Origin of the sequence: Paenibacillus sp. F411, from assembly GCF_017582705.1 — a bacterium.
Classification (GTDB): domain Bacteria; phylum Bacillota; class Bacilli; order Paenibacillales; family Paenibacillaceae; genus Paenibacillus_AQ; species Paenibacillus_AQ algicola.
Map to the genome: position 1 here is coordinate 114299 of NZ_JAGFIP010000009.1, position 25320 is coordinate 139618.

Below are 25320 nucleotides of genomic sequence, written 5' to 3' on the forward strand. Positions count from 1 at the left end.
GGAGTTTCCATGGATCTGCTGACATCGCGGCCGAGCTTGGCAGTTCGGCCGCCGGAGGTGCCTTGTTCACAAGGCCGGAGGAGAGTGCCTCTGCCACCTCAATACCGGCGCAGGACAACGCATAATGCCCTGCCTCTGGCAGGCCCGGACAACGTGACGGACTGCGCTGCGCCGCGTCCCCGGCTATTGCTGATCTCTCCGGTGTTTCCCGATCCGAACGGAGCCGGCAGAGAGAAGCGGGCTTGTCAGTGGACACAGAAGCTGGAGGAGAGCTATGAGGTTCATATGCTTGTCGTTCTCTCAGGCAGTCAGGCTCCCCCTGACCATGCCATGCTGAGGCTTCACCCCCGGCTTCGCTATATCCATGCCAGCCCGAAAGAGCACTCCAGGGGAAAGCAGCTATGTCAAGCGCTCGTATCTCTGTGCAGTGGACAAATCTCTCATGCCTCTCTGTCCGGCTGGCCGACAATGGGAGAGGAAGAGCAGGAGCAGCTAAGAACCTATTACAGCGGTATGAAGCTGGACAAGATCGTATGCTTCCGGCTCTATCTGAGAGAGTACGCTGTATACCTGCAGCGTCTGACAAGCTGTCCGGCGATGGAGCTGGACCTGGACGATATGGAATCCTCGACGCATTACAAAATCGCGCGCTTGTACCGGCAAGAAGGGCAATGGCCAAGATCTCTCCTCTATATGCTTCGGGGAATGCATTTCAAGCGGGAAGAGGAGCGGATGGGGCGCGACTTTGAAGCCGTGTATGTCTGCTCGGAGGAGGATCAGGCCCTGCTCCAGCACAGGCTGCCGCAGCTGCGCCTTCAAGTCATGCCTAATCGTCTGGCCGGCACGCCGGTGCGCCTTCCGCTTCCGGATACACCTCGTAGCCTGCTGTTTATCGGCTCGCTCGATTATTTCCCGAATGAAGAGGCGGTCTCCTGGCTGCTTCGGGAGGTGCTGCCCCGCCTGAGAAGAGTCCATTCGGCCTGGACACTTCATGTAGCGGGACATACGAGCAGCGAGACCCTGCGAAGATGGCTGAATGACAGCGAGGGCGTCCATTACTATGGACGGGTTGAGCGGGTTGAAGAGGTATACCGCCCAAGCTATATCGTCGTCTCGCCGCTTCATGCCGGCGGCGGCACAAAGCTGAAGATTCTGGAAGCGATGGGCTTCGGGCGTCCGATCGTGGCTACAGGGGAGTCGGTATACGGGCTAGGCTTAACGCCCCAGGAGCATTATGTGCCGGCCGAGACCGCCGGAGAGTTCGCGGCGGCCTGTGAGCGGCTGGCGGAATCGCCGGAGCTGGCCTTTCGTCTCTCGGATCAGGCGCGGCAGGTATTCATAGAGAAGTATACGTTTGAGATGACAGACTACCCGGGCGGGTCGAAGTCGTCACTGTAAGCTTACGCAGCAGGAAAGTGAAGTGGGAGTGGGACAACATGAAGGTATTGATAGATCCGGAGATTTTTTTCTATGGCCGGTGCGGCATGGTCCGCTACTATAGCGCGCTGTTTCAAGAGCTGGAGCGAAGAGGGGTAGAGATGGATCTGCCGCTGCTGCGGTCACAAAGCGACTTTATCTCGGGCAGGCTTCAGTGGCTGGATCGCGCCAAGCCGCTTCTGGACCGACTGCCTTATGGCGGCAAGCTCTATACGTTCGTAAACAAGATGTCCAAGGCGTGGTACCGCCAAAAGGTGAAGCAGGGACATTACGATGCGCTGTTCATGACGTCGCCCGTGTTCGAGGATTCCTTTCTGAACGACCTGCCTGGTGGCAAGCCTTCCTTCATGGTCGTCCACGATACGATGCGCTGTGTGCTGGGTCCTGACGGATTGTATGATCCTGCAGGCAGTAATGCCGATCGGCTGGCAAGCCTGATCCACCGGGTGAGTAAGGTGTTTGCCATTTCGCATCAGACCGCGCAGGATATCGTGTCTTTGACGGGGACAGAGCAGCCTCATATGACGGTGATCCATACCGGAAATTTGCTGTCCTTGAAGGCGGAAAGAGCAGTAGAGGGCCTGCCTTCCCGGTATTTGCTGTTTGTAGGAGACCGTACCGGTCGCAAAAATTTCCGTTTCCTGCTGCAGTCTCTCTCCCGCTGGCTGCGGGAGGAGGAGAGAGACCTGCAGCTGGTCTGTACGGGACCAAGCAATCCGTGGGAGCAGGATCTGCTGGGACGTCTCGGCCTGCAGGAGCGAGTGACCTTCGTGGAAGCGCCGGATGAGGTGCTGGTGTACTTGTACCGCCATGCGGAGGGATTATTATTCCCCTCCCTGTATGAAGGGTTTGGGCTGCCGGTGCTGGAGGCCATGTCCCTCGGCTGTCCGGTGGTTACCTCCGGTCAGGGCGCTCTGCTGGAGGTCGGAGGTGAGGCTCCGATCTATGTAGATCCCTGCGATGCGGCCTCGATTCTGGAGGGCGTGAAGCAGCTGATGCAGGATGAACATCGGCAGCAGAGGATAAAGGCCGGGCTGGAGCAGTCTCGCAGGTTTACCTTGTCTCGCATGGCGGATCATTTTCAGCAGGAAATGGAAGAAGTGCTGCGAGGCGGTGACAGAGTAGAGCGTTCAGGGCAGGAGGATCAGACATGATCGCCTTTTGTACCGTCATTACAATGGACTATATGGACCAGGCTGCGGTGCTGTTTCAATCGCTGGCGAAGCACCAGCAGGACTACCAAGGCTTTGCGCTGGTGATTGACGCCGATTCCGTGAGCGACCTCCCTGCGGACTTGCCGTATACGGTCGTTCTGCTCGAGGAGCTGGACATTCACAATCTGGACCAGATGGTCATTTACTACAATGCATTTGAATTGTGCAATGCGGTAAGGCCATCATGGATAAAGCACCTGATGCTGCATTACAACAGCAGTAAGGTCATCTATCTGGATTCCGACATTTATGTCACCTCGTCGTTCGACGAGGCGCTGAGCCTGCTGGATACCTGCCTGTTCAGCTTCACACCGCATATTACGAAGCCGCTGCCGCTGGATGGTCAGCAGCCGGATGATCTGCAGCTGCTGCAGGTAGGGCTGTATAACAGCGGCTTCTGGATGTTTAGGCAGCATGAACGCTCTTTAGAAATGCTGGACTGGCTCATCAGCCGGTTTGAAATTTACTGCTTCGATGACTTGAGCCGGAGAATGTTCTGCGACCAGAAGCTGCTGCCTATGCTGGTTCACCATTACGCCGAGGATTTCCGGAGGCTGGATGCGCCCCAGTACAATATTGCGCACTGGAATATGTTCCAGCGGGAGCTGTACCGTGAGGATGGCCGGTATTGGGTGGACGGTAAGCCGGTCGTATTTGTTCACCTCAGCGGGTTCAAGCCAGATCAGCCCGAGGTGCTGACACACCATCTGCACCGCATGAGTCCGGAGCTGCTGGAGGTCATCCAGCCTCTTCTGCAGGAATATGCCAGCCTGCTGACTCGCGCCGCCGCTGTGTTACAAGAGAAATCGGTCCCGGAGCTTAGGAGCTCCAAGCGGCTTGTCCGATCGCCAATCCCCGAAGTCACCAGGGAATACAAATACCTGCGCGAGCCTCGGACGGGATGGATTCTGACGGATTTTCGCAGAAAATATTATTTCCAGCATCGAAGTCTGGAAGGAGTCAAGAGACTGGAGCGGCGGGCATGGTTAAAGAAGGCGATAAAGCGCGGTCTGACCGGCTGGATTATCCGGCGATAACAGGCTGAAGGGTATAATGCACTACAAATGATCTGATAGACTCATTAAAGGGTGATTCTAAAGTCATATAATAGGCATGGAGACTTAGGTTGGCTTGCTATAGAACTAGAACTACAGCATGACAGCTTTAGTTTTTACACCATTAGATGAACCGGAGGAAACCATGTCTGTAAAAAAAGTAACAATTCTGCTTCTGTGTATGATCTTAATGCTGCCTTTCTTCAGGAATATGGAAATGCCCGAGGTAGCTGCGGAAGGCATTCAATCCATTTCTCTAAAGGAGTCGCCGTATTCCTTGGGCGAGGGCTGGACGATGAATGAGACCTTCATTGCCCAACCCCCTTATGCACTCGCAATCGGACGCCAGGAATATATCGCTGTCGGTCCGAACGGAACCATTATGAAGTCTAAGAACGGCAGGGACTGGAAGGCATTGTCTTCATTCGGGAACTACCACCTGACTGCTATTGAATGGGATGGCAGCAAATATGTGATGTTTGGCTCCAATACAAAATATGCAAGAAATGCTGGGCATACACCATCCGAGGCCTTTATGTCGAAGGATGGCTTAACGTGGAGCAAGCTGTCCTTTGAGCCGGGTGAGCCAATCGTGAGCCTTATCTGGGGTAAAGGGCAATTTGTTGCTGTAGGAAGAAATCACGTATACACCTCGAGCAACGGTGAAGCATGGACCAAGACGCTCCAGTTGAGCGCTTCTTATGGATCCCGTCCTGTGAAGTATGTCAACGGCACTTACTTTATTCTTGGGCACGAAGAGAAAAAAGTGTACATGTCCAAGGATGGCGTGAAATGGACTGCTAAGCCGCTGGATACAAAGGCGGGCATTAACGATTTGGTCTGGACCGGGAAGCATTACCTGGGGGTTGGCAACGGTATATATACCTCCAAGGACGGAGTGTCCTGGACGAAACAAAGTAAGTCGCCAAGCGGGGTGTCGCTGCAATCCATTTATAAAAGCGGAAGCAATTACATGGCGATCGGGTTTGGATCCAATTTCAGCTATGGAGAGCAGGTTCTATACACCTCAAGCAACGGAACCACCTGGTCCAAGAAGGACATATCTCATGTGCCCTACGTATATACGATGTATCCGGTAACCGGCGGATTTGCCGGTGTTGGCTCCAATAATATGGATGGAGGTCTCTCGGATGGCATTTATTCCATATTTACGAGTGACGGCAAGAAGTGGAGCTACAGACTAGCTGGAAGCAGTGACTTCAGCGCTATTGCCACCAACGGGAAAAGAACGGTAGCCGTTGGCCTGAACGGCAGTGTGATTTACACGCTGAACGGGACGCAGTGGAATAGCAGCAACCCGTTCTCCTTTGATAAGAAACAGGGAAGAGCCCATCTATTCGATGTGGCTTGGGGGGCAAACCGATTTGTTGCAGTCGGCAATGGCGGGGTGTACGTGTCTTCGGATGGGGCAAGCTGGAAGTTTGTACGCGTCCCTTTCAAACATTCATATGGAGGCTTGAGAAAAATTGCTTGGACGGGAACATTTTTTGTCGCATCAGATCAAGTCAATGGCGTGTTCACGTCGAAGGACGGTCTGAAATGGACGCAAGCAGGCAGCGTCAGTTCGTCCGGAACCTGGCTAACCTCTATGGTATGGGATGGAAAACGGGTCATAGCTGCCTTTCAAATCTACAATAATGGGAAGCAGTATACAAAAATCATGCAATCCACCAATGGTACGGCCTGGACCGAGCTCGCGCGGCTGAATGTAAGTGAGGTCCACATCGCCTGGAATGGGAAGAGCTATATTGCCGTTTATCCCTATGATGCTACAAAAATGTGGGTATCCAGGGATGGCAAGATGTGGTCCAAGGCAGGACAAGGACTGGATTACAATGATCGTTTCGAGTTTGTGACCGCATTTGACGGTCAGTTCTTTGCCTTTAATGATTCTGTGAAGGAAATAAACGGAGAATATATGATCTATAATTCCTATTACCTTTCTAAGGATGGAGTGAAATGGGAGGAATCTCGGCTGCCAGATGCTGATTCTGAGCTTGACCGGACTCATAACAGGCTGATGACCGATGGTGTTAAAGCCCATGGAAAATATATATTTGTCGGTGTGAACGGCCAGATTATGACCAAGGACCCTATTCATTAATTCAAAATAACAAGCAGCCCCGCCAAAAGTGCTTCCACTTCGCGGGGCTGCTGTTATAGAGAACCGGCACGGCGCCTGTGACGAACCGCTAGTCCGCAGCGTTACAGGCCTGCGTAACGCGCCTGTCTATTATAGCTGTCCGGGTGTTCCCGGACTCTAGTGCATACCTTGTCCCGTTTGCGGGGCCTTGGTGTACCCGTTCAGCATGCTGTTCATATCCTGCTGCATCAGCTGCGGCACCTGATAGTAGCCATGCTTGTTCTGATACAGGAAGATCTCATAGCTCATCTCGATAAAGTTCGGCACACTGTCCGCCATAATGCGGCGCAATACCGGGTTAGTCATCTCCAGCGCGGTCATGGCGAGCAGGGTAGCCAGGGCTTTCGTGTTGCCTAGCATATAAGCCGACAGCCCCTGATCAGACAGCTGATTGACCGAGGCATTCGGCTTCTTCGGCTGGCTGGGCTTGATGCCGTACACGATCTCGTTATTCTGCGTCATTGTATACTGCTGCGTGGGCACTCTTGGGTCCTGCCCTGTGGAGAAGGAGTCTACCATAGTGTTGTACGCCTGAATGACGAAGCTGTGCTGCCGCTCGTTGATTCCCTTCAGCTCAGGGTCCTGGATGTGCTGCTGGTACATTTGATACTGATCCAGCATATTGATCATGCCGGCCAGCACCTCATGAGCGTCAAAAATCTCATGCCCCCCGTGATTGTTAAACTGCGATGTGCCGGGCTGCATGTTCGGTGTCATGGCGGACTGGGGGCTGTTATTCTGCATATGCATGGATGGTGTGTTCCTCCTTGAGTTGAGTGATGTTCCCCTCTATCCTCTCCCGGTTTCACATATCCATGCATGAACATTGTGTACATAAAATAACGCTCTTGAGCCACGATAAAAGCAGATCAACTGAAGGAAGGCAGGTCAAATCATGCTACCCACCAAGCCCATTCAGCCCAGCTGCAGGTCCGAGCACGGCGAACTGGAGGCCGTGCTGCTATGCTCGCCATCGGTACTGGATGTTCCGGATTTACAAACGGCAGAGGATGTACAATGGAATGCGCCTGTCGATCAAGCCAAGGCTCATGAAAGCTTTGCCAGCGTGCGGGATACCTTACGGGCCGAAGGCGTCCATATTATTGATTATTCTACCGAGCTGACGGAGGAGGAGAGCCAGCTGAGCCGGCAGCTGATCAATCGGTTTTTTGTGCGGGATCTGGCCTGTGTATTCGGCGAGATCATCCTTCCAGGCGAGCCGGGCATCTCTATGCGCCGGCCGGAGTATATCCATGCACACCGGCTGCTGGAGACATGGTTCCCGAAGCAGTTTCACATCACGGCTAATAATAATATGCCTGCCCTGGAGTTTGGGGATTGCCTCGTGCTGAACCAGGATGCCGTCTGGATTAACGTGGGCCTTAGATCCAACATCACGAGTGTAGACGTGATCAAGGATACCCTGTTTCAGGCCGGCTTCTCCGAGATCGGTATCATAGATCTGCCGCGCCGTCCTGATACCCTGCACCTGGATATGAACTGCAATGTGGCTCATGAGGATCTCATTCTGTCCAAAAGCTATGTGCGCTACTTTCCGCTTCATGTGCTGACCCGAAGCGGCGCGCGGTACGAAATGCCGGAGCAATTCCTGAAGCGCCACGGCTTTGAGGTGTACTGGATCAAGGACTGCAAGACCGTACCGGATATTAACTTCCTGAATGTAAACCCCGAGACGCTGCTGATCAGTAAGGATGCACACAAGCAGATGCTGACTCGCCATGAGAAGCTGGACAAGAAAAACATTATTGAAGTGGACGTCACAGAGCTCGAAAAAGGCGGCGGCGGCATCCGCTGCATGACACTGCCCCTGGTGCGAAAAGCTACTTGAGAATACGGGATATGGTTTGCTTCATCCGGGTGAACGGGCATTTGGATGGGCTGCTGTTATCATCGCTGAGAAAATATTGCTTCCATTCATGATTGTCATCCTGGCCGTACCATTTCAGATCGGGATGACCGGGGAACCCGTCGTATTCCACCAGACGCTTGCGGATCAGCTGCTTCATCTTGCGACCCAGCACGGTGGAGGCGTTCATCTCATCAAACACCCAGCGGGGCTGAAACGCCAGCAGCATGCCCGGAAAATGACGGCTTCGCCGCTCCACATGCGCCGGGGTCGCGCAAAATGCAAAGTAAGGCTCCCCCTGAAAACAGAACTCCCAGCCCGGATCGGTCGGATCGGTCGGGATGCCTTCGGGCCACTCCCGGGGATCCAGTGAGGTGACCTCATTCAAAAGCTTCCAGAACAGCGACCGATAATCCTCGACAGTGCTATCCTGCAGCAGCTCTTCTGGCGTCTCCACAAATACCGCTAATGAAGCGTAGTTACCGGTGCTGCGGGATATTTCGCCGTAGGCTCCGAGCGCCTGAGCCAGCTGTTCGGCCGAGCCGGGATTCCGGGGATCGCCGATAAATGCGTACCGCAGATGGTTCATCAGAAAGCCCTGTCTTCCCGGAATGCAGGGATACGTATTGTCACTGTCCGCAATGATGGAGGCGAAGGATGTGAAGGCTTCCCGCTTCCAGGGAGGCAGGGTGTCCAGCTGCGCCTCCAGCTCTTTTTTATCCACGAGGATTTCCACTTAGTATTCCCTCCTTCTTTATACCGATACGATATTAAGAAGGAGCGGAATGGGTGACTGTCTATACATAGGTTTTTTAATGGGGAGTCGAAACAGAAGATTTGAAATTCACCGAGATAGGAAAAATTTACTGTTGGAGTGCCGAATTCTGTAGTAGACTACCAATGTTAATTTGAACAATGCTTGCTGAATCGCTAGCTAGAGGAGAGGACAACATGATGAAAAAGCTTATACTGCCCATGATGGCGTCTGCTGTACTGCTTGCAGGGTGCTCGTCCGGGGATACGGCTTCCCTTGAGAAAGAAGTGGAAGATCTGAAACAGGAGGTCGCGGCGCTCAGAGACATCCTCGGCGTCACGCCGGTTGTGTCCGCAGGGGGAAGCGGGGACCAGAGTGAAGCCAAAGCTCCAGCTGGAGAGGGTGGATACGTGGCAGGACAGCCTTTTAAATTTGAAGGTGTAACATATACCTTCACGGTAGGTGAGCGCCAATCGCAGTTAAGCGATAAGGTGCCCGCGGATGACGGCAAGGAATTTTATATCGTGAATGCAGACATTCATAATACAGGCAATGAGGACTATGCTTACAGCCAGGCCAGCTTTAGCGTGGTCACCTCATCTGGTGAAATAGAAGACAATTATTTCTTCATCGATACAAAAGATCAACATGATGAGCTGGGTCATGGCGATCTGGCACCGAACGGAAAGAAATCGGGATGGATCGCGTTCCATATCCAAAAGGGCGACCAGCCGTCCGAGCTTCGATACGAAGCCAGAACCTTTGCCGAGAACAGCAAGTTCAAAGTCCAGCTGCCATAGAACAAGAACCTCCCTTGCGGATGACGGGTCAGAGCGTGAAACCCGGTGCAGGGGAGGTTTTTTCATGCTTCTCAAGGCGCTGTCGTGGGTGACTAGATGCTGAGCATACCGACCAAAGGCCAGATGCTCTTGACGACGTTCATTCCGATCTTGATCATCGGCATATAACGGTTGACCGTATTGAACAGGCCGCCCATGCCGCCCGCCGCGCCTGCTCCAGATGGATTTGCCGTTGCGCTGCTCTCCGGCGTTCCACCGGGATTGCCCTGCGGCGGGCGCCCCGGAGGCCCGAACACTGGCCCTCCAGGGTAGCCCCCGAACGACGGCCCGCCAGGGCCGGGGCTTCCCATTGGCGGGCGCCCGCCGTATCCGAACGGGGTGAGGCCGGGATAGCCGCCAAACATCGGCCCTCCTCCTGCGAAGCCCGGCATCGGACCGAACAGGCCGGAGGTGGATGCCCGTTTCTTTGCGCGTTTCTTCGATTTGCGTTTGCGGGGATTAGGGTGTCTCGGCGGGCTTCCCGTGGCCTGAGATAACGTGACATGCTTCTTGGTTAGTGTCTCCAGGGTTCCGATGCAGTAGCTTCCATCGTCCAATAGCAGACAGACCGGCTGCCCGATCCACTGCTTTGCTGCTGTGTACGTCACTACACTTCCTCCTTTCTCGCCAGTACACCGGTTACATGAGCATTTTATTCGAATCAGCGCACACTTGTATGGACGCTTGTACGTAGCGAGCCAAAGGTTGGGCCGCGGCGGCAGCACAATCCTGAGGATAAGGTTGCCAAAATCTCACGGTTTCGTTATGCTACATTTAGAGCTGAATAGCGCGGGTGCTGGATGAAGTCCGGCTGAGATGGGAGCCTTGTGCTCCGGACCGTTCATCTGATCCAGGTAATGCTGGCGTAGAGAAGTCCATTCGAATTGTTCAAGCCATTCGTGTATTCTCGAATGGCTTTTTTTGCATATTTCAGCGTGTAGATCTGCTGCATCAATATCCAGCACAGAAAGGAACATGAGTATGAATGAGCGTTATTCCAGGCAGATGCTGTTCCCGCAGGTGGGTGCTGCAGGTCAGGAGAAGCTGCAAGCCAGCAGGGTGTTGATTGTCGGCATGGGGGCACTGGGCACGGTACTGGCGAACCATATGGTCCGCTCGGGGGTAGGCCATGTACGTATGGTGGACCGGGATTATGTAGAGCCCAGCAATCTGCAGCGGCAGATGCTATTTGATGAAGAGGATGCGGCGCAGGCGCTGCCCAAGGTGATTGCGGCCCGAAACAAGCTGGCGCGCATCAACTCCGAGATCCAGATTGAGGCCGTATTCACGGACGTAACGCCTGATAATGTGGAAGGGCTGCTGGAGGGAATGGAGCTGGTGCTGGACGGCACGGACAACTTCCACACCCGCTTTCTGCTGAACGATGCCTGCTTCAAGCACGGCGTTCCTTTTGTATATGGGGGAGCGGTCAGCTCGCGGGGCATGAGCGCCATTCTGGTGCCGGGCGTTACGCCATGCCTGCGCTGCTTCATCCAGTCCGCAGACTCTGGCGGCCAGACCTGCGATACGATCGGGGTCATCTCGCCCATCGTTGATATTGTGGCTTCCTACCAGGCGGTGGAGGCGCTGAAATATCTCGTCGGGGACACCGGGGCGCGGCGAGAGAGCCTCATTACGATGGACGTGTGGCATAACCAGTACCATGCCATGAAGCTGGGCAAGGCCAGGGAGCAATGTCCATGCTGCGGACTTCATGAATATCCTGCGCTTACGCAGGAGGCCAATACAGAGCTCAGCCTGTGCGGCCGGGAGTCGGTACAAATCTCGGGCCACGAGCCGTTCTCCCTGTCGGTGTGGGAGGAGCGGCTAAGACCTGCCGTGCGTGAGCTGAAGGTGAATGAGTACTTGCTGCGGGCGTCGTTAGCCGATGGGGAGCGGCTGGTGCTGTTCGCCGATGGGCGGGTGCTCATTCAGGGAACCGATGATTTGGTTCGGGCGAAGAGTCTGTATGCCCGTTATGTGGGCCATTAAACAATCGTGACAGGGGAGAGGAAGCAAATGATGCCAGATTTCAGGCTGTACGCTATTACAGGCGAGAATTTTCACCCTGGACGGAGCCTTCTTGAGGTCATGGAGGAAGCGATTCAGGGAGGAGCCGATATTATTCAGCTTCGGGACAAGACAAGTCATAAGGATGAGTTGCTGCAAAAAGCGAAGGCGCTGCGGGCACTGACGCGCAAATACGGCATTCCGTTTATCGTGAATGATCATGTGGAGCTGGCTCTTGAAACCGATGCCGATGGTATTCATCTGGGACAGGGAGATATGCCGATCCTGCAGGCGCGTCAGCGGGTAGGGAACAAGATTATCGGCATTTCCACCCATGCGGTGGAGGAAGCGCTGCTGGCGGGACAGCAGGGAGCAGATTACATCGGCGCGGGGCCGGTGTACGCCACACAGACTAAGGCGGACGTGGTGGCTCCGGTCGGACTATCGTATATTCGCGAGGTGGCGGAGAAGAGCCGGGTCCCGTTTGTGGCGATTGGGGGCATTAAGCTGAGCAATGTGGACGAGGTGATCCGTGCGGGCGCAACGCGCATCTGTGCCGTCAGTGAAATTGTCGGCAGTGAGAATGTGGCGGGCACGTGCCGGGCATTCTTGGCCAAGCTGGATCAAGGAGGCCAAGGAGTATGAAGCTGATAATTAACGGCGGCGAGCGTGAGGTGGATGCCCGGACGATGGCGGAGGTGATCGACCGGCTTGGCCTGAGCGGCAAGCCGGTGGTAGCCGAGGTGGACGGCCATGTGCTGGTGACCGAGGAGTGGGAAGCTTTTCCGGTTTCGCCGGGCATGGTGATTGAGCTGGTTCATTTTGTGGGAGGGGGCTAGAGATATGCTCAAGGATACATGGCGTATTGGAGACTGCGAGATGACCTCGCGCTTCTTTCTCGGAACAGGGCTGTTTCCGAGTCCGTTCGTGCAGCAGGAAGCGATTGCGGCTTCGGGAGCCGAGGTGCTGACGTTTGCGATTCGCAGAGTCAATCTGGAGTCGGTGGAGGATGACTCGATCCTGCAGCATGTGGAGCCGGATTCATTCACGTTTCTGCCCAATACATCGGGAGCCCGTACCGCCGATGAGGCAGTCCGGATTGCAAGGCTGGCGCGGGCGTCCGGTCTCAGTGACTGGGTTAAGGTCGAGATCAGCGCGAGCGACAAAACCCTGCTGCCAGACCCTATCGAGACGCTCCGGGCGACAGAGCAGCTGGTCAAGGAGGGCTTTACGGTGCTTCCTTATATTTCAGATGACCCCGTCATCTGCCGCAGGCTGGAGGAGGCGGGGGCGGCCGCGATTATGCCGGGCGGAGCGCCGATCGGCACGGGCCTGGGCATCCTGAATCCGTACAACCTGGGCCTGATTATCGAGGAAGCATCGGTTCCGGTCATTGTGGACGCAGGCCTTGGCACCGCGAGCGATGCAGCGCTGTCGATGGAGCTGGGCGCCTCTGCGGTATTGATGAATACGCCGGTAGCGAAGGCTAAGGATCCGGTCGGCATGGCGCTGGCGATGAAGCTTGCGATTGAGTCCGGGCGGCTGGCCTACCTATCCGGCCGGGTGCCGAAGAAGCGCTATGCATCTGCAAGCAGCGGCCTGGAGTCCATGATGCTGAAGCCTGCTTCCGCCGGCGACTTCGGGAGCTAGGAGGACCCCATGAACGATTGGATCATTATGGGCGGCGGCATTGTCGGCTTATCCTGTGCGCTGGAGCTACGGCTTCGCGGAGCCCGGGTCCAGCTGCTGGAGACCGGAATCTGCGGCGGCCAGGCCTCCGGCGCGGCGGCTGGCATGCTGGCCCCGTATTCCGAGAATCCGGAGTATCCGGATGAGTTCTTCATGCTCTGCCGGGAAAGCCTGAACCGGTATCCGGCCTGGCAGCAGCTCGTGCGTGAGCTGTCGGGCCGCGATTTTGAATATACCGCCTGCGGCAGCCTGTATGCGGTCTATCATGAAGCGGATCTGCTAGGCCTCAGAAGCCGCATGAATTGGCAGCGGGAGTATGGCTCAAGCGCCGTTATTTTGCAGGGAGCAGAGCTGCGGGAAGCGGAGCCCGGCTTGTCGCCTCAAGTGGCAGCCGCGCTGTGGACACCGGAGGAGAGCCATATCTATGCACCGGATTTTGTGGCTGCGCTGAAGGATGCTTGCCTCAAGGCCGGGGTTCTCATTCGGGAGGGACTGGAAGCGGTGCAGCTGAAGGAATGGGAACAGGGCATCAAGGCAGTGGCCCAAGGTGGAGAAGTCTTTCAGGGAGACCAGCTGCTGGTCTGCACGGGAGCCTGGGCAGGCGAGCTGGCAGATGAGCTGGGCATTCGGATTCCAGTTCAGCCGATCCGGGGACAGATCTGTGCGTATGCCTGGGGAGAGGAGCGCACGCCCTTGCGCCACATGGTGTTCTGCAATCAGGGCTATCTGGTGCAGAAGAGCAATGGGACTCTGGTGTGCGGAGCTTCCGAGGATATTGCGGGGTTCGATACCAGCGTGACGGACAAGGGCATCCAGCGCCTGCTGAAGTGGAACAAGAAGGTGCTGCCTGCTCTGGAGCAGGCCGAGCCGTTCCACCGCTGGGCGGGCCTGCGCCCGTCCACGCTGGATGGCCGCCCGCTGCTGGGCCGCCTGCCCCAGGCGGAGCGCGTGCTGTTTGCGGCAGGACATTACCGCAACGGCATTCTGCTGAGCCCCGTCACCGCGGCACTGGCGGCCGATTACGCGGAGGGCAAGGAAATGCAGGCTTGGCACGAGGCGTTCCGGCCAGACCGGTTTGGAGCAGCCACCCGGGCTTAGTGAAGCGGTGAACGTTCTTTATGAGGTGGAGAAATGAGGCTCTTGCGTTGCGGAGCACAATCTCCGCCTTTTTTTGGCTGTATCGGTACCTCGGGTTCGATATGTCAAGGGTCTCGCTATATTTTACCGACGAATCAGATAAGGCATCCGGGAGCTATGCTATGATTGTCAGGAGCACAACGATATCTGAGGGTAGGTTGAGGTAGCAATGAATCGATTAACCATAGGCATGTTCGCACATGTGGATGCAGGCAAGACCACACTGGCCGAGCAGATGCTGTACCATACAGCGAGTATTAAGGAGCGGGGGCGTGTCGACCATCAGGATGCGTACCTCGACAGCCATGCTATTGAACGGGCACGGGGCATTACGGTGTTTGCCGATCAGGCGATGATGACCTATCAAGGGACGGTCTATGATCTGGTAGACACCCCGGGACACGTCGATTTCTCCCCGGAGATGGAACGGGCCGTGAGCATTATGGACGCTGCCATTCTGGTGGTCAGTGCCGTTGAAGGGGTGCAGGGCCATACCGAAACGGTATGGCAGCTGCTGCATCAGCACGCTATTCCAGTGTTCTTCTTCATCAACAAAATCGATCGGGAAGGCGCAGATGTCGCCCGGGTGATGGACGAAATCCGGCAGCATCTGACCGGGGATGCCCTGCTGCTGGAAGGGCCGCTAGATGACAACAGCCTCAGCGAGTCGGAGACTCTGCTTGAACAGCTGGCCGAGCGGGATGAGGAGCTGCTGGAGGCGTATTTGGCCGGAGAGCGGGACGGGGCCTTCTGGCTGCAGGCACTTCAAGGCCTGGTGAAGGGGCACCGGCTTTTTCCGTGTGTCCAAGGCTCTGCGCTGCAGGATCAAGGGATACAAGAGTTTTTAGAGCAGCTTCATCTGCTCGCCACAGCACATTATGACGAGGCGGCCGACTTCGGAGGACGCGTCTACAAGATCCGCCATGATGACAGCGGCATCCGCTGGACGTATATCAAGGCAACGAGTGGGATCCTAGCGGTGCGCGATGAGCTGCGTTGCTGTGTGGAGGCGAGTGATCCGTACGAGAAAGTGACACGTCTGGCAAGAGTTAACGGCAGCAAGCTCCAGATGGTCGAGCAGGTCCGGGCTGGCGAGCTGTTCGCGGCCGCCGGGCTTTCCTGCCCAGCGGCCGGGGATGGTGTAGGCATTGTGAAGAACAAGCTGCATTATGATATGGTGCCGACACTGACCTCCAAGGTGATATTTGAGGCATCGCTGAACGTGAAGGAGGTGCTGCAGGCCTTTTACATGCTGGATGCCGAGGACCCTTCGCTGGCCGTCATCTGGGAGGAGAGCCTGAAGGAAATCCATGTTCATGTGATGGGAGTCATTCAGCTGGAGGTGCTGCAGCAGCTGGTGGAGGAACGTTTTGGCTTACGAGTGAGCTTCGGTCCACCGGAAATACTGTACAAGGAAAGTATTATGGAGCCGGTCATCGGCTACGGTCATTTTGAGCCGCTTCGGCATTATGCGGAGGTGCATCTGCGGCTGGAGCCGGGAGCGCGGGGCAGCGGCATCACATTCGAGAGCGTCTGCCATGTCCAGCAGCTCAGCAGCGGGCACCAGAATCTGATCCGGACGCATCTGTATGAGCGGGAGCATCATGGCCTGCTCACTGGCATGCCGCTGACGGATGTGCATATTACTCTGCTGCAAGGAGCCGGTCATCTGGAGCATACCCATGGCGGCGATTTCCGGGAAGCGACGTTCCGCGCGCTGCGGCAGGGGCTGGAAAAAGCGCATAATGTGCTACTGGAGCCGTATTACGATTTCAAAATCAAGGTGGAGCTCGAAGCCATGGGACGAGTGCTGTCGGATGTTCAGCGGTGCTCCGGCACTTTTGAAGCGCCGGAAATGTCGGCTTCCCATGTCGTCATCCGGGGCAGGGTGCCGGTGTCTACGTTTATGAATTACAGCACGGAGCTGGCTTCGTTCACGCACGGCAAAGGGGTGCTGCAGCTTCGGTTCGGCGGCTATGGCGACTGTCATAACGAGCAGGAGGTCATTGAGCGCAAGGGCTATATTAAAGAGGCTGATCCGTTGTATACTTCCACCTCGATTTTTTGTGCGAAAGGCAGTGGATATGCAGTTCCTTGGGATGAAGCGGAGGCTAAAATGCACCTGCTGTAGCCACAAAAGCCAAGATGAAAAACATCAAAAAACAGCCTCGAGGCAGCAATCCTGCGTTCGAGGCTGTACTTGTTCTACGGCTGCATGCCGTTATCAATCCGGTTCATGAACTCTTCTGCCGCACTGTAGCCCAGCTGCTTCAAATACCAGCTGTTCGCAGCAGCTTCAATCAGGCCGCCGACGTCGCGGCCGGGCTGCAGCTGAATCTCGATGTAGGGAACCTTGACGCCAAGATAATCGCTGTACTTCTGCTCGACCTCCAGCTCATTGTTCAGCGCCCGGTCCTGCCAGGACGTCAGCTCGATATCCAGCACGATGCGGGATTCATCCTGAAAGGCCGTGCGTCCGTATTGCCGCACCACATTAATGAGACCAATGCTGCGCAGCGCGAGAAATTCGCGGGACGTCTCGTTATGAGTACCCAGCAGGGTAGCCGGTCCCAGCTTCTTCAGCACAACAATATCGTCGGCGACCAGCCGGTGACCCCGGCGGATCAAGGTGTGGGCGGTTTCGCTTTTGCCAATGCCTGATTTGCCGCGGAGCAGAATACCGATGCCGGCCACATTGAGGCAGACCCCGTGGATGGAAATTTCCGGTGCGAGCTCCTTCGTCAGATAACGGTCGAGCTTCGCGATAAATTCGGTCGTGGACTCTTTCGTCCGCAGCAGCGGAATGCCTTCCTCCTCACAAAACAGTGTAAGATACGGAATGTCCTGCTGATCAGCCGTGACGATAAAGCAGGGTGGATGATAATGAACAATATTCCGGATATGCAGCACGCGCTCTTCCACCGTGAGCGTGAGCAGATAGGTAATCTCCTTGCGTCCAAGCACCTGTACCCGTTCCATTGGAAAAAAATCAAAGTAACCGACAAACTCCAGCCCCGGCCGGTGCACTTTGGAGCGGGCAATGCTTCGGTCGGTATGACCGCTTCCAGCCAAGACCTCCAGTTGAAAGGCGTTGGCCAGGCTCTGAACCGTGATGGATTTCATGGTGACTCCCTCCTGCAGCTTGTCTTTCTTCTCACTTCCCTATATTCCACAGCCAGGACGCAGATTCCTGCCGGGTTCACGTTCTTTGCAGGAGCGGTCCGTGCTGGTCTGGACGGCAGAACATGGTATAATCACAGCAACAGCACTAACATGTAGGAGGCAAAGGGATGAGAGAAGAGCTATTGACACAGCTTGAGGACTGGCATGAGGAGGACGAGTTCCAGCGCATTGCAGAGGCTATTGAAGAGATTCCGGCTGAAGAACAGGATTATGAGCTGATCAGCCAGCTCGGCAGAGCGTACAGCAACCTGGAGCGCTATGAGGATGCCATTACCCAGTTTCTGCGGATCGAGGAGGAAGGGCAGGAGGATCCCTTGTGGCATTACCGGATCGGACTGGCCTACTACTATGCGGAGCGCTATGATGAAGCCGAGCAGGCCTTTCGGGAAGCGGACCGCCTTGAGCCGGGCGATGAGGATACGCTGGAGTTTCTGGAGTGGATTGAGCAGGAGCGGGAAGCGTCTGCGGAGCCGGACCTCGATGAAGAGGAGGCAGAGCCCGCCGAGCAGGCTGTGACAGCCGGAGCTCCATCCTTCCGCACCTATCAGCCGGCGGCTGCGCTGGACCTGGAGAAGGACCCGCTCAGCTTCTGGAACGATGACGCTCCGGCGGCAGAGCTGTACCGATTAGACACTCCCTCAGAGGAGCTGATCGCTTCCGTGGAGGAGGAGCTGGTCTTCAAGCTGCCAGAGTCCTACGTGTCCATGATGAAGCTCCACAATGGCGGAGCGCCCCGAAACCGGTTCTACCCCGTGGAGGCTGCGCCGGGACAGGCCATCGAGATCACCGGCATCCTTGGCATCGGACGGGAGAAGAAGCACTCTCTGTGCGGCTCCTTTGGCAGCCGCCATATCATTGAGCAGGGCGGCTACCCTGAAGTCGGAGTCGTGATCGGCCAAGGTCCTTCAGGCTATGATTGCATCATGCTGGATTACCGCGAGACCGGCAATGACGGCGAGCCGGCAGTGATCCATGTGGATCGGGGTCATGGCTATGCGGTGACGAAGCTGGCCGAGAGCTTTGCGGATTTCATCAACAGGTGGGCCCGGGGCTAAGCCGAGGGGGATAGAAGCTCCTTATTCTTGTATACACCGTGCGTGAACAATAACAGGCTGTCTCCCAAGGGTTTTAGGTCCCGGGGGACAGCCTGTCCGCAATTAAGGGGAAAGTATCTGTGTTCTTCGAAACCAGAGAAGGAGCAGCGCAGCCAGTCCCTCGGCAACGGGAAATGACAGCCATACGCCGTTAATGCCCAGCACCCGTGGCAGCAACCAGAGCAAGGGCAGCAGAAACACGAAGCTTCTCAGCACAATTAACAGGCTGGCGGACTTGATCTCTCCGATGGACTGGTAGTACGTAAGATAGACGAAGTTGAATCCGAGAAACAGATAGCCGATGAAGAACAAGGAAATGCCTTGTACCGCCAGCGCCTGCACGTCCGGCGATTCCAGCCCGAACAAGGAAACGAGCAGCGAGGAGGCGGTCAGACCCGTGGTCAGCAGCAGGATGCCGATAATCAGGGAGGTTGTTTCCCCGATTCTCACGCTCTCGCGAATCCGCCCCTGCTGCTTCGCTCCATGATAGTAGCTGATCATAGGCTGGAGAGCGGCTTCAATACCGAAGAAAGTCAGAAACATAAAGCTGTGCAGATAGTTAATGACTGAGAATGCAGCTACGCCGTTCGTTCCGAGCAGGTTCACTACAGCGAGATTGTATCCGGCCACGAGCACAAGCACTCCTGTTTCTGTAAAAAAGCTGGGGAAGCCGAAGGCAAGCATGCTGCCTAGAGACCTCCAGGACCACTGAAAGGACAGTCTGCCCAGAAGGGTCTTCTTTTTGAAAAAATGCATCAGCAACACGAGGATGCCGAAGAAGCTGGCGGTTACAGTGGCCAGCGCCGCACCCCTCACTCCAAGGCCCAGCGTAAAAATCATGATATAATTCAGGCCAATATTGACTACAGCCGTCAAGCCCAGTGCCACCATGGACAAGCCTGGGCTGCCGTCATTGCGGACGAAGATACTCAGCACCTGCTGCAGCGCCATCAGCCAGCCCAGCTGAAACAGGATCTTGAGATAATCGGAGGTATGCGGGAGCGTATCCTCATTGCTGCCAAGCAGCAGGGCGATGTCTTCAATATTGAACGCTCCGATGAGGCCGAGCGCGATAGACAGCGCCAAGGAGCTGGTGACGGCCAGGGTGAAGACGCTTCGCGCCTTCTCCGCCTGGCGTCCTCCGATATGAATGGAATAAAGCGTGCCTCCGCCAATCCCGATCCACAGGGCGATAGCAAAAATAAGCGAGAACACCGGCATCGCCAGATTCACGCCGGCCAGCCCCTCCGCGCCGACGCCGTTGCCGACGAACACCCCATCAATCAGGATGTTCACCGACATGAGCATCATCCCGAGCAGCGAGGGGAAAAAATAACGAAAGAACACCTTCTTAACGGAGTCCTGCTGTAAGCTTTGGTGAGTTTCCATCTGAATGCTTCCTCCTGTCATGAGCTACAAGAGAAATGATAAACCTTCAAGTAACTTGAAGGTCAATCTTTTTTTATGACAGGGATTTGAATCCAGGTTAAATATTCGTTATGGTTCTGAATGACCGATTCATCGAGCAGCGTGATTTCTACAGGAGCCCCGCGGGGAACATATCCGTCCTTCTCCAGAGTGCTCAGCAGGGTGGTATAAGCAGCCTTGGGGGTTTCATAAGGTCCACTGCGCGGATAACAGGCATATATCCCTTCCTCTAGATAGGAAGGCTCCGTGTGCTTGCGTGCAGCACGGTCATGAAGCAGCTCGAACAATGCACGGTACTGGACGGCCCCCTCTTGCTTCAGGCTGCCCAGATCGACCATGGCACCGAAATCTCCTGTAAAAAAGCCCTCGTAGCGAATTCCGGCGGACGATAGCTCCTCCAGATCGCGAACATACAAATCATTAAATTGCTGCGTCAGATCAATCGGCGTGTCGTTATAGAAGTAGGAGATGGCTCGGGCCGGAAACCAGCGATAGGTCAGATTCGGCCGAGCCCGGAGTGCCAGCCCCTCCTCCAGTGTGGCAACCTTTCTGCGAATGGTTGAGGCGGCGGCCTGCAGGGAGGCGATCTCCTGCTCCACCTCTTGAAGCCTTCGTTCCAGCAGCTCTTTCGTATTCTCGGGAGTGCGCCGGGCCAGCTGCTGCTGGATATGCTGGATCGAGAAGCCGTTTTTCTTCAGAAAAATAATCGTGTCCAGCACTGGAAACTGCTCTACCGTATAGTAGCGGTACTGGCTGACGGGATCGGTATATTTGGGCTGAAAGATGCCTACCTCATCATAGTAGCGAAGCGTCGAAGCGGACAGCTGAAACAGCCGGGCGACCTCTCCGATGCGAAATCGATTTTTCATAGTCACAATGCTCCTTGGGTGTACAGGTTCAATACTTTAAGGTGAAGTGGAGGGATGCAGCATGGCGCTGTCACAGGTTGATCATGATGGACGGAAGGATAAAATGCAAGTCGCCCGCTTGGCCATGGGCTGCTTCTGGTCCCCGGAGGCATTGTTCGGTGCGCTGCCAGGCGTCATATCCACCCGGACGGGCTATGCCGGCGGCAAGCTGAAGGGGCCAACCTATCGGCAGATGGGAGATCACAGTGAAAGTGTGGAGCTTTATTTTGATCCCGGCCTGATTTCTTATGAGGAGCTGCTGCGTATCTTCTGGAGGCATCATACTCCAGAGGTCATTAATGACTATAAGGGCCGGCAGTACCGCTCTCTGCTTCTGTACAGTGGAGAGAATCAGCGGAAGGCGGCGCTGGATGTTTTGCAGGAGCTGGCAAGCGCAAGCGGCAGAGCGCCTGCAACGGAGCTTCTGCCCTTTGAGGCCTTTTATCCTGCCGAGGATCGGCATCAGAAGTACTATTTGAAGCGATTTCCGGATGCGATGGGTAAGCTGGAGCAGCACTTTGCTTCTCTGGAGGACCTGCAGCGCTCTACGCTTGCAGCACGGTTAAATGGCCTGGCGAAGGGCTTTACGAACCGGGAGCGCATCCTGCTGGAGCTGCAGCAGTGGGATGTGAGCGGTGAGGAGAAGGAGCGGATACAGCGGCTGATTACCTCGATCCGGTGGTAGGTAGCCTGGAGCAAGGAAGCCTCATGGGCTTCCACGCATAGAAGCAAGCAATGCAAAGCCCCGCGGGACCGCCCTAAGATCATCAGATCCAGGGACGGCCCCGCGGGGCTTGATCGGTTTACAGTCCAGGCAAAATGCCGGAGAACAGGCTAAGGACAAAGACGGTAGCCAGAGCGGTCAGGCCGGCAATGAAGCCGCCGAGTGTCCAGGCTTGAAGCGTCTGCGGCACGGTCAGCTTGCCGAAGCGGCTGACTACCCAGAAGCCGGAATCGTTCGGCAGGGACAAGCCGATGCCGCCTGCACAGATGGCGAGACCGAGCAGAATCGGGGATACGCCCAGATCGACAGCCATAGGTCCGAGGATGCTGGAGGTGGTCACAAGAGCCACCGTCGCCGATCCCAGCGAAGCACGCAGAATTTGCGAGAAGATAAAGGCCAGTAGCAGGACTGGAATGCTCCAGCTCTGCATCGTCTGAATCAGGTAGTCGCCGATGCCGCTCTTGTTAATGACGGCTCCGAACGCTCCGCCGGCTCCTGTAATCAGGATAATGATCCCGGCCGAGTTGATGGCCTCAGAATAGAGGCGGCTGTAAGGAATCGAGATATAAGGGCGGAGCAGGAACAGGGCAGCGAATACACTGATCAGCAACGCGACATTTTTCTCGCCGACGAAGCCGAAGAAGCTGGAAATGGACGTATCCGGCAGCAGCAGCTTGGACACGGTGTTTGCCAGAATGAGTACGATGGGCAGCGCTAACATAAAGAAGCTGAGGCCCGTGCCGATTTCCTTCTTCGGCTGGTCTGCGGGATCGACCGCAATTTCTTCCATGTCTCCGGAATGCTTCATGCGCTTGCCAATCAGCATCCCGTACAGGTAGCCGCCCACCAGTGTGGCGGGAATGGCCACGATGATGCCGTACAGGATGAACAGGCCAAGCTCTGCGCCGGTATTCTCGGCAACGACCAGCGGTCCGGGAGTCGGGGCAATCATGTTATGGGAAACGATAAGGCCGACACCCAGCGCGGTGACGAAGGAAACGACCGTAATGCCGGTCTTGGAGGACAGACTGCGAATCAGGCCGCTCAGAATGACAAAGGCAGCATCAAAAAAGACAGGAATCGATACCGCGGTGCCTGTCAGCGCCAGACCGGCGGGAGAACGCTTCACGCCGAACACCTTCAGCACGGACTGGGCAATTTTCTCCACCGCTCCGGATGCGCCGAGGAACTGGCCGAAGATTACGCCAAGGCCAATCAGAATCCCGACGCCGGTCAGCGTGTTGCCGAAGCCGGTCGTTACGGTAGATGCCACTTCATTCAGCGGCATGCCAATGACAAGAGCAGTTACGAGGGCGACGCTGACGAGCGCGAGAAAGGGCTCGATTTTTAACTTCAGAATGGCGAAGAACAGTGCCGCCAGCGATAACAGGAAAATAACGATGAGCAGGTTACCAGTAACCATGGATAAGCCCCCTTAAATATGAGTCAACGTATATTACGGCTGGTTCGTGCCTTCCAGCATTGCTGCAACATCCCGCAGCGTTGTAACCGCCCCGACATTGCCGGGAAAAATAATGTAAGGCAGATGAGGGAATTTGCTCTCCTCCCCTGTCGTCCATACCGGGATACCGGGAGCTACCTGCCCGGCTACCGTCGCTCGGCGAACGCCCAGGCCATTCGTGCCGATATCACTGGAGGTGATGCCTCCCTTGGCGATCAAGTAACGCGGAGTGACGGCAAAGCGCTGGACAATGGAGGTTACCGCGCGGGAAATATCGACCGACAGCTGCAGCTCCTTCTCCTTCATGTTCTGACCCAGGTCAAGCCGCTCGCGCCGCGTATAAATGACGGTGGTCACACCGGCCTGAACCTTCTCTTCCGCTTCCCGCTGAACACGGTCAATTTCTTCCTGAAAGTCTTCCGGCTCCAGTACGAGATGGGCATCCAGCTCCAGAAAATGCAGAGTGGATAGCTCTTTAAGCTTCTCCAGCTGGTCGGTCGTCTTCTGCACATGGGACCCGATCATGATGAGGCCGCCGGTGGAAGCCTCTGGATTTACGAGCTCGGGTGCGGTAAGCAATGGCCGGGAAGAGATGTTCCCGATCACCTTGGTGAAGGCTGCCGCTGTGCGGTACAGGAACGTCTTGCCCTGGCGCAATGCGCGTATTAGAGCGATAGTAAATACACGCACGTCCTGCTCCTCAGCGGCATCGACCACGACCTTGTTGAAGCGACTCACATTCATGAGTAGAGACGTGATCTCGTCGATTGCCAGACTGCGGATCATGGAGAGCGGAATCAAGGTGACGTCCTTCGCAGAAAATCGTCCGTCCGTCTTCTCTTCTACATATTCCGCAAGGGAGCTTGAGCGGTAGCCGAAGGTGCGGTCTTTCGCAAATTCGGTTTCGCCCGCCGGAATCAGCTCATCCTCCTGATGTACATAATGCACGCCTTCAAGCGTTAGCCGTCCGCCTTCAAAGAAGAAGGGAAGCAGGATTTCGCCGTCGATAGGATTTCCTTCTCCTTGCAGCGTCTCATACAGCACCTCGGTCTCCAGCGGATAATGCCCTCTCAGCGTGGAATCGCCCCGGCTGATGAGCAGGAAGGGCTGATTCAGCTTGCGGCTGACCGCGGCCGCGCGCTCCGCGATATCCTGATGCACCTGGCGCGTCTCCTCTTCAGAGAAGGCGCGGGAGTTCGTCAGAATAAAGAACAGGCTGCCAGGCTCAAGAAATCCCTGCTCGATCGATGCCTCGCTCCAATCGGTGTACACGGACACGCCGTGCACCGTTTGGACTCCGGTCGGATCATCATCCAGCACGATAATCTGGTGCCTGAAGGAAGAGATCTCTTTCTCCCACAATGCGTTCACCGCGTCCGGAGAAAGAGAAGGGTAACGGGACAGGGCTATACTGGCCTGGATCCTCATTGGCTGTCACCGGACACTTGGAAATTGGCAATTTTCTCATAGTATTGGACCAGACCGCCGTGATCATCCGCAGCCTTTCCATCCGCCTTCAGGGAGTGGAACATTTCCAGCACCTGACTGGTGAGCGGTAATGGAACGCCGATGGCATGCGCAGTGTCCATGACGTTCGTCAAGTCCTTCGCGTTGATGTCAATCCGTCCGCCGGCTACGAAATTACGTTCCAGGATGAGCGGCACCTTGGCATCCAGCACGGCGCTTCCAGCGAGACCGCCGCGGATGGCTTCATACATCTTCTGCAGATCAATGCCGGCCTTAGCTGCCAGAATGAGCGCTTCGGACATGGCTGCAATATGGACATTGACCAGGATCTGATTCGCCAGCTTGGCCGTGGTTCCGCAGCCATGCCCGCCAACGAGCGTAATATCCTTGCCCATATGCTCCAGAACCGGCTTCGCCTGCTGGAAAGCGCTTTCCGGACCGCCGACCATAATGGCCAGCGTGCCGTCTACGGCCTTCGGCTCGCCGCCGCTGACCGGCGCATCCAGCATCTCCATGCCTGCAGCCTGCAGTGCATCGGCAATTTCCTTCGATACGACAGGAGAGATCGAGCTCATGTCTACGACGATGGCTCCCGGCTTCGCGCCGTGAATAACCCCGTGCTCACCCAGGATTACGCTCTTCACATGCTCCCCGTTCGGCAGCATCGTAAAGATCAGCTCACTCTGCTCGCCGACCTCCTTCGGAGAAGCTGCGGCAATAGCACCGCTTGCGGCCAGTTCCTCTACAGCGCTTACATTAATATCGTATACGGTCAGCTTATAGCCGGCGCGGATCAGATGCTGTGACATCGGCTTTCCCATGATGCCAAGTCCAATAAATCCAATTTTCACAGAAATAACCTCCTTGGTACTATCCATAGATTCTGCT

23 protein-coding genes are annotated in these 25320 nt (G+C 55.9%); 14 read left to right on the forward strand and 9 right to left on the reverse strand.

Annotated elements, in window-relative coordinates; all coding sequences use genetic code 11:
- Window positions 1-9: 9 nt before the first annotated feature.
- The 4 genes from JJQ72_RS11310 to JJQ72_RS11325 all read left to right on the forward strand — a co-directional run bounded on the left by JJQ72_RS11310 (window position 10) and on the right by JJQ72_RS11325 (window position 5831).
- Window positions 10-1398, forward strand: coding sequence for a glycosyltransferase (locus JJQ72_RS11310; protein ID WP_208203734.1), 1389 nt, complete (start codon window positions 10-12; stop codon window positions 1396-1398).
- Between the two features lie 38 nt (window positions 1399-1436).
- Window positions 1437-2591, forward strand: coding sequence for a glycosyltransferase family 4 protein (locus JJQ72_RS11315; protein ID WP_208203735.1), 1155 nt, complete (start codon window positions 1437-1439; stop codon window positions 2589-2591).
- Complete coding sequence (locus JJQ72_RS11320; protein WP_208203736.1) at window positions 2588-3688, forward strand: hypothetical protein; 1101 nt, start codon at window positions 2588-2590, stop codon at window positions 3686-3688. Before JJQ72_RS11315 ends, JJQ72_RS11320 begins: the two co-directional genes overlap by 4 nt.
- Before the next feature lie 163 nt (window positions 3689-3851).
- A complete protein-coding gene (locus JJQ72_RS11325; RefSeq protein ID WP_208203737.1) occupies window positions 3852-5831 on the forward strand; it encodes a beta propeller repeat protein in 1980 nt (659 codons plus the stop codon).
- A 156-nt stretch (window positions 5832-5987) separates the two neighbouring features.
- Here JJQ72_RS11325 and JJQ72_RS11330 read toward each other — a convergent pair whose 3' ends face one another.
- Window positions 5988-6620, reverse strand: coding sequence for a spore coat protein (locus JJQ72_RS11330; RefSeq protein WP_208203738.1), 633 nt, complete (start codon window positions 6618-6620; stop codon window positions 5988-5990).
- A 145-nt stretch (window positions 6621-6765) separates the two neighbouring features.
- Here JJQ72_RS11330 and JJQ72_RS11335 point away from each other — a divergent pair, with 145 nt between their 5' ends.
- Complete coding sequence (locus JJQ72_RS11335; protein WP_208203739.1) at window positions 6766-7719, forward strand: arginine deiminase family protein; 954 nt, start codon at window positions 6766-6768, stop codon at window positions 7717-7719.
- On the opposite strand, the gene JJQ72_RS11340 is transcribed toward JJQ72_RS11335, so the two are convergent.
- Entirely contained in the window at window positions 7712-8473 is a 762-nt protein-coding gene (locus tag JJQ72_RS11340; protein ID WP_208203740.1) for a YqcI/YcgG family protein, read from the reverse strand. The genes JJQ72_RS11335 and JJQ72_RS11340 overlap by 8 nt on opposite strands.
- A gap of 215 nt (window positions 8474-8688) precedes the next feature.
- Between JJQ72_RS11340 and JJQ72_RS11345 the strand changes: the two genes are divergently transcribed.
- The gene (locus tag JJQ72_RS11345) at window positions 8689-9291 is read left to right on the forward strand and encodes a DUF4352 domain-containing protein (RefSeq protein ID WP_208203741.1); all 603 of its coding nucleotides are present in this window, start codon (window positions 8689-8691) and stop codon (window positions 9289-9291) included.
- Between the two features lie 92 nt (window positions 9292-9383).
- Here the strand turns inward: JJQ72_RS11345 and JJQ72_RS11350 are convergent, their stop codons facing one another.
- The gene (locus tag JJQ72_RS11350) at window positions 9384-9938 is read right to left on the reverse strand and encodes a hypothetical protein (protein ID WP_208203779.1); all 555 of its coding nucleotides are present in this window, start codon (window positions 9936-9938) and stop codon (window positions 9384-9386) included.
- Between the two features lie 373 nt (window positions 9939-10311).
- On the opposite strand from JJQ72_RS11350, the gene JJQ72_RS11355 reads away from it, so the two are divergent.
- The 6 genes from JJQ72_RS11355 (at window position 10312) to JJQ72_RS11380 (ending at window position 16297) form a co-directional block, all read left to right on the forward strand.
- The gene (locus JJQ72_RS11355; RefSeq protein WP_208203742.1) at window positions 10312-11322 is read left to right on the forward strand and encodes a ThiF family adenylyltransferase; all 1011 of its coding nucleotides are present in this window, start codon (window positions 10312-10314) and stop codon (window positions 11320-11322) included.
- Between the two features lie 30 nt (window positions 11323-11352).
- Window positions 11353-11985 (forward strand): thiamine phosphate synthase, encoded by a 633-nt coding sequence (gene thiE, locus JJQ72_RS11360; RefSeq protein ID WP_138227929.1) that lies wholly within the window; start codon window positions 11353-11355, stop codon window positions 11983-11985.
- On the forward strand, window positions 11982-12179 hold the full coding sequence (gene thiS, locus JJQ72_RS11365; protein ID WP_208203743.1) for a sulfur carrier protein ThiS: 198 nt from the start codon (window positions 11982-11984) through the stop codon (window positions 12177-12179). Before thiE ends, thiS begins: the two co-directional genes overlap by 4 nt.
- Window positions 12180-12183: 4 nt before the next feature.
- Complete coding sequence (locus JJQ72_RS11370) at window positions 12184-12990, forward strand: thiazole synthase (protein ID WP_208203744.1); 807 nt, start codon at window positions 12184-12186, stop codon at window positions 12988-12990.
- A gap of 9 nt (window positions 12991-12999) precedes the next feature.
- Window positions 13000-14127, forward strand: coding sequence for a glycine oxidase ThiO (gene thiO / locus JJQ72_RS11375; RefSeq protein WP_208203745.1), 1128 nt, complete (start codon window positions 13000-13002; stop codon window positions 14125-14127).
- 208 nt (window positions 14128-14335) lie between these two features.
- Entirely contained in the window at window positions 14336-16297 is a 1962-nt protein-coding gene (locus tag JJQ72_RS11380; protein WP_208203746.1) for a GTP-binding protein, read from the forward strand.
- A gap of 74 nt (window positions 16298-16371) precedes the next feature.
- On the opposite strand, the gene hprK is transcribed toward JJQ72_RS11380, so the two are convergent.
- Window positions 16372-17289 (reverse strand): HPr(Ser) kinase/phosphatase, encoded by a 918-nt coding sequence (gene hprK, locus JJQ72_RS11385; RefSeq protein WP_138227447.1) that lies wholly within the window; start codon window positions 17287-17289, stop codon window positions 16372-16374.
- A gap of 167 nt (window positions 17290-17456) precedes the next feature.
- On the opposite strand from hprK, the gene JJQ72_RS11390 reads away from it, so the two are divergent.
- Complete coding sequence (locus JJQ72_RS11390) at window positions 17457-18404, forward strand: SMI1/KNR4 family protein (protein WP_208203747.1); 948 nt, start codon at window positions 17457-17459, stop codon at window positions 18402-18404.
- 102 nt (window positions 18405-18506) lie between these two features.
- Here JJQ72_RS11390 and JJQ72_RS11395 read toward each other — a convergent pair whose 3' ends face one another.
- Together JJQ72_RS11395 and JJQ72_RS11400 are read right to left on the reverse strand one after the other, a co-directional pair.
- A complete protein-coding gene (locus JJQ72_RS11395; protein ID WP_208203748.1) occupies window positions 18507-19832 on the reverse strand; it encodes an MATE family efflux transporter in 1326 nt (441 codons plus the stop codon).
- Between the two features lie 62 nt (window positions 19833-19894).
- Complete coding sequence (locus JJQ72_RS11400; protein ID WP_208203749.1) at window positions 19895-20740, reverse strand: MerR family transcriptional regulator; 846 nt, start codon at window positions 20738-20740, stop codon at window positions 19895-19897.
- Window positions 20741-20801: 61 nt separating this feature from the next.
- Between JJQ72_RS11400 and msrA the strand changes: the two genes are divergently transcribed.
- Window positions 20802-21464: a peptide-methionine (S)-S-oxide reductase MsrA gene (msrA, locus tag JJQ72_RS11405; protein WP_138227445.1), complete on the forward strand. Its 663-nt coding sequence runs from the start codon at window positions 20802-20804 to the stop codon at window positions 21462-21464.
- Between the two features lie 118 nt (window positions 21465-21582).
- On the opposite strand, the gene JJQ72_RS11410 is transcribed toward msrA, so the two are convergent.
- Genes JJQ72_RS11410 through garR form a run of 3 tightly spaced genes read right to left on the reverse strand, consistent with a single transcriptional unit; the run spans window position 21583 to window position 25310 of the window.
- Window positions 21583-22926: a GntP family permease gene (locus tag JJQ72_RS11410; RefSeq protein WP_138227444.1), complete on the reverse strand. Its 1344-nt coding sequence runs from the start codon at window positions 22924-22926 to the stop codon at window positions 21583-21585.
- Between the two features lie 33 nt (window positions 22927-22959).
- On the reverse strand, window positions 22960-24393 hold the full coding sequence (locus tag JJQ72_RS11415) for a four-carbon acid sugar kinase family protein (RefSeq protein ID WP_208203750.1): 1434 nt from the start codon (window positions 24391-24393) through the stop codon (window positions 22960-22962).
- Window positions 24390-25310 carry a 2-hydroxy-3-oxopropionate reductase gene (gene garR, locus JJQ72_RS11420; protein ID WP_138227442.1) on the reverse strand — a complete coding sequence of 307 codons (921 nt, stop codon included), beginning with the start codon at window positions 25308-25310 and terminating at the stop codon, window positions 24390-24392. The genes JJQ72_RS11415 and garR overlap by 4 nt, the downstream gene beginning before the upstream one ends.
- Window positions 25311-25320 lie beyond the last annotated feature (10 nt).

Bases quoted from the DNA above. Each gene is read 5' to 3' on its own strand.
- JJQ72_RS11355 (WP_208203742.1), top strand. From the start codon at position 10,312: ATGAATGAGCGTTATTCCAGGCAGATGCTGTTCCCGCAGGTGGGTGCT.
- JJQ72_RS11315 (WP_208203735.1), top strand. From the start codon at position 1,437: ATGAAGGTATTGATAGATCCGGAGATTTTTTTCTATGGCCGGTGCGGC.
- JJQ72_RS11410 (WP_138227444.1), bottom strand. From the start codon at position 22,926: ATGGTTACTGGTAACCTGCTCATCGTTATTTTCCTGTTATCGCTGGCG.
- JJQ72_RS11370 (WP_208203744.1), top strand. From the start codon at position 12,184: ATGCTCAAGGATACATGGCGTATTGGAGACTGCGAGATGACCTCGCGC.
- JJQ72_RS11415 (WP_208203750.1), bottom strand. From the start codon at position 24,393: ATGAGGATCCAGGCCAGTATAGCCCTGTCCCGTTACCCTTCTCTTTCT.
- JJQ72_RS11325 (WP_208203737.1), top strand. From the start codon at position 3,852: ATGTCTGTAAAAAAAGTAACAATTCTGCTTCTGTGTATGATCTTAATG.
- msrA (WP_138227445.1), top strand. From the start codon at position 20,802: ATGGCGCTGTCACAGGTTGATCATGATGGACGGAAGGATAAAATGCAA.
- JJQ72_RS11320 (WP_208203736.1), top strand. From the start codon at position 2,588: ATGATCGCCTTTTGTACCGTCATTACAATGGACTATATGGACCAGGCT.
- JJQ72_RS11330 (WP_208203738.1), bottom strand. From the start codon at position 6,620: ATGCATATGCAGAATAACAGCCCCCAGTCCGCCATGACACCGAACATG.
- thiO (WP_208203745.1), top strand. From the start codon at position 13,000: ATGAACGATTGGATCATTATGGGCGGCGGCATTGTCGGCTTATCCTGT.
- hprK (WP_138227447.1), bottom strand. From the start codon at position 17,289: ATGAAATCCATCACGGTTCAGAGCCTGGCCAACGCCTTTCAACTGGAG.
- thiS (WP_208203743.1), top strand. From the start codon at position 11,982: ATGAAGCTGATAATTAACGGCGGCGAGCGTGAGGTGGATGCCCGGACG.
- JJQ72_RS11390 (WP_208203747.1), top strand. From the start codon at position 17,457: ATGAGAGAAGAGCTATTGACACAGCTTGAGGACTGGCATGAGGAGGAC.
- garR (WP_138227442.1), bottom strand. From the start codon at position 25,310: ATGGATAGTACCAAGGAGGTTATTTCTGTGAAAATTGGATTTATTGGA.
- JJQ72_RS11395 (WP_208203748.1), bottom strand. From the start codon at position 19,832: ATGGAAACTCACCAAAGCTTACAGCAGGACTCCGTTAAGAAGGTGTTC.
- JJQ72_RS11400 (WP_208203749.1), bottom strand. From the start codon at position 20,740: ATGAAAAATCGATTTCGCATCGGAGAGGTCGCCCGGCTGTTTCAGCTG.
- JJQ72_RS11345 (WP_208203741.1), top strand. From the start codon at position 8,689: ATGATGAAAAAGCTTATACTGCCCATGATGGCGTCTGCTGTACTGCTT.
- thiE (WP_138227929.1), top strand. From the start codon at position 11,353: ATGCCAGATTTCAGGCTGTACGCTATTACAGGCGAGAATTTTCACCCT.
- JJQ72_RS11380 (WP_208203746.1), top strand. From the start codon at position 14,336: ATGAATCGATTAACCATAGGCATGTTCGCACATGTGGATGCAGGCAAG.
- JJQ72_RS11310 (WP_208203734.1), top strand. From the start codon at position 10: ATGGATCTGCTGACATCGCGGCCGAGCTTGGCAGTTCGGCCGCCGGAG.
- JJQ72_RS11335 (WP_208203739.1), top strand. From the start codon at position 6,766: ATGCTACCCACCAAGCCCATTCAGCCCAGCTGCAGGTCCGAGCACGGC.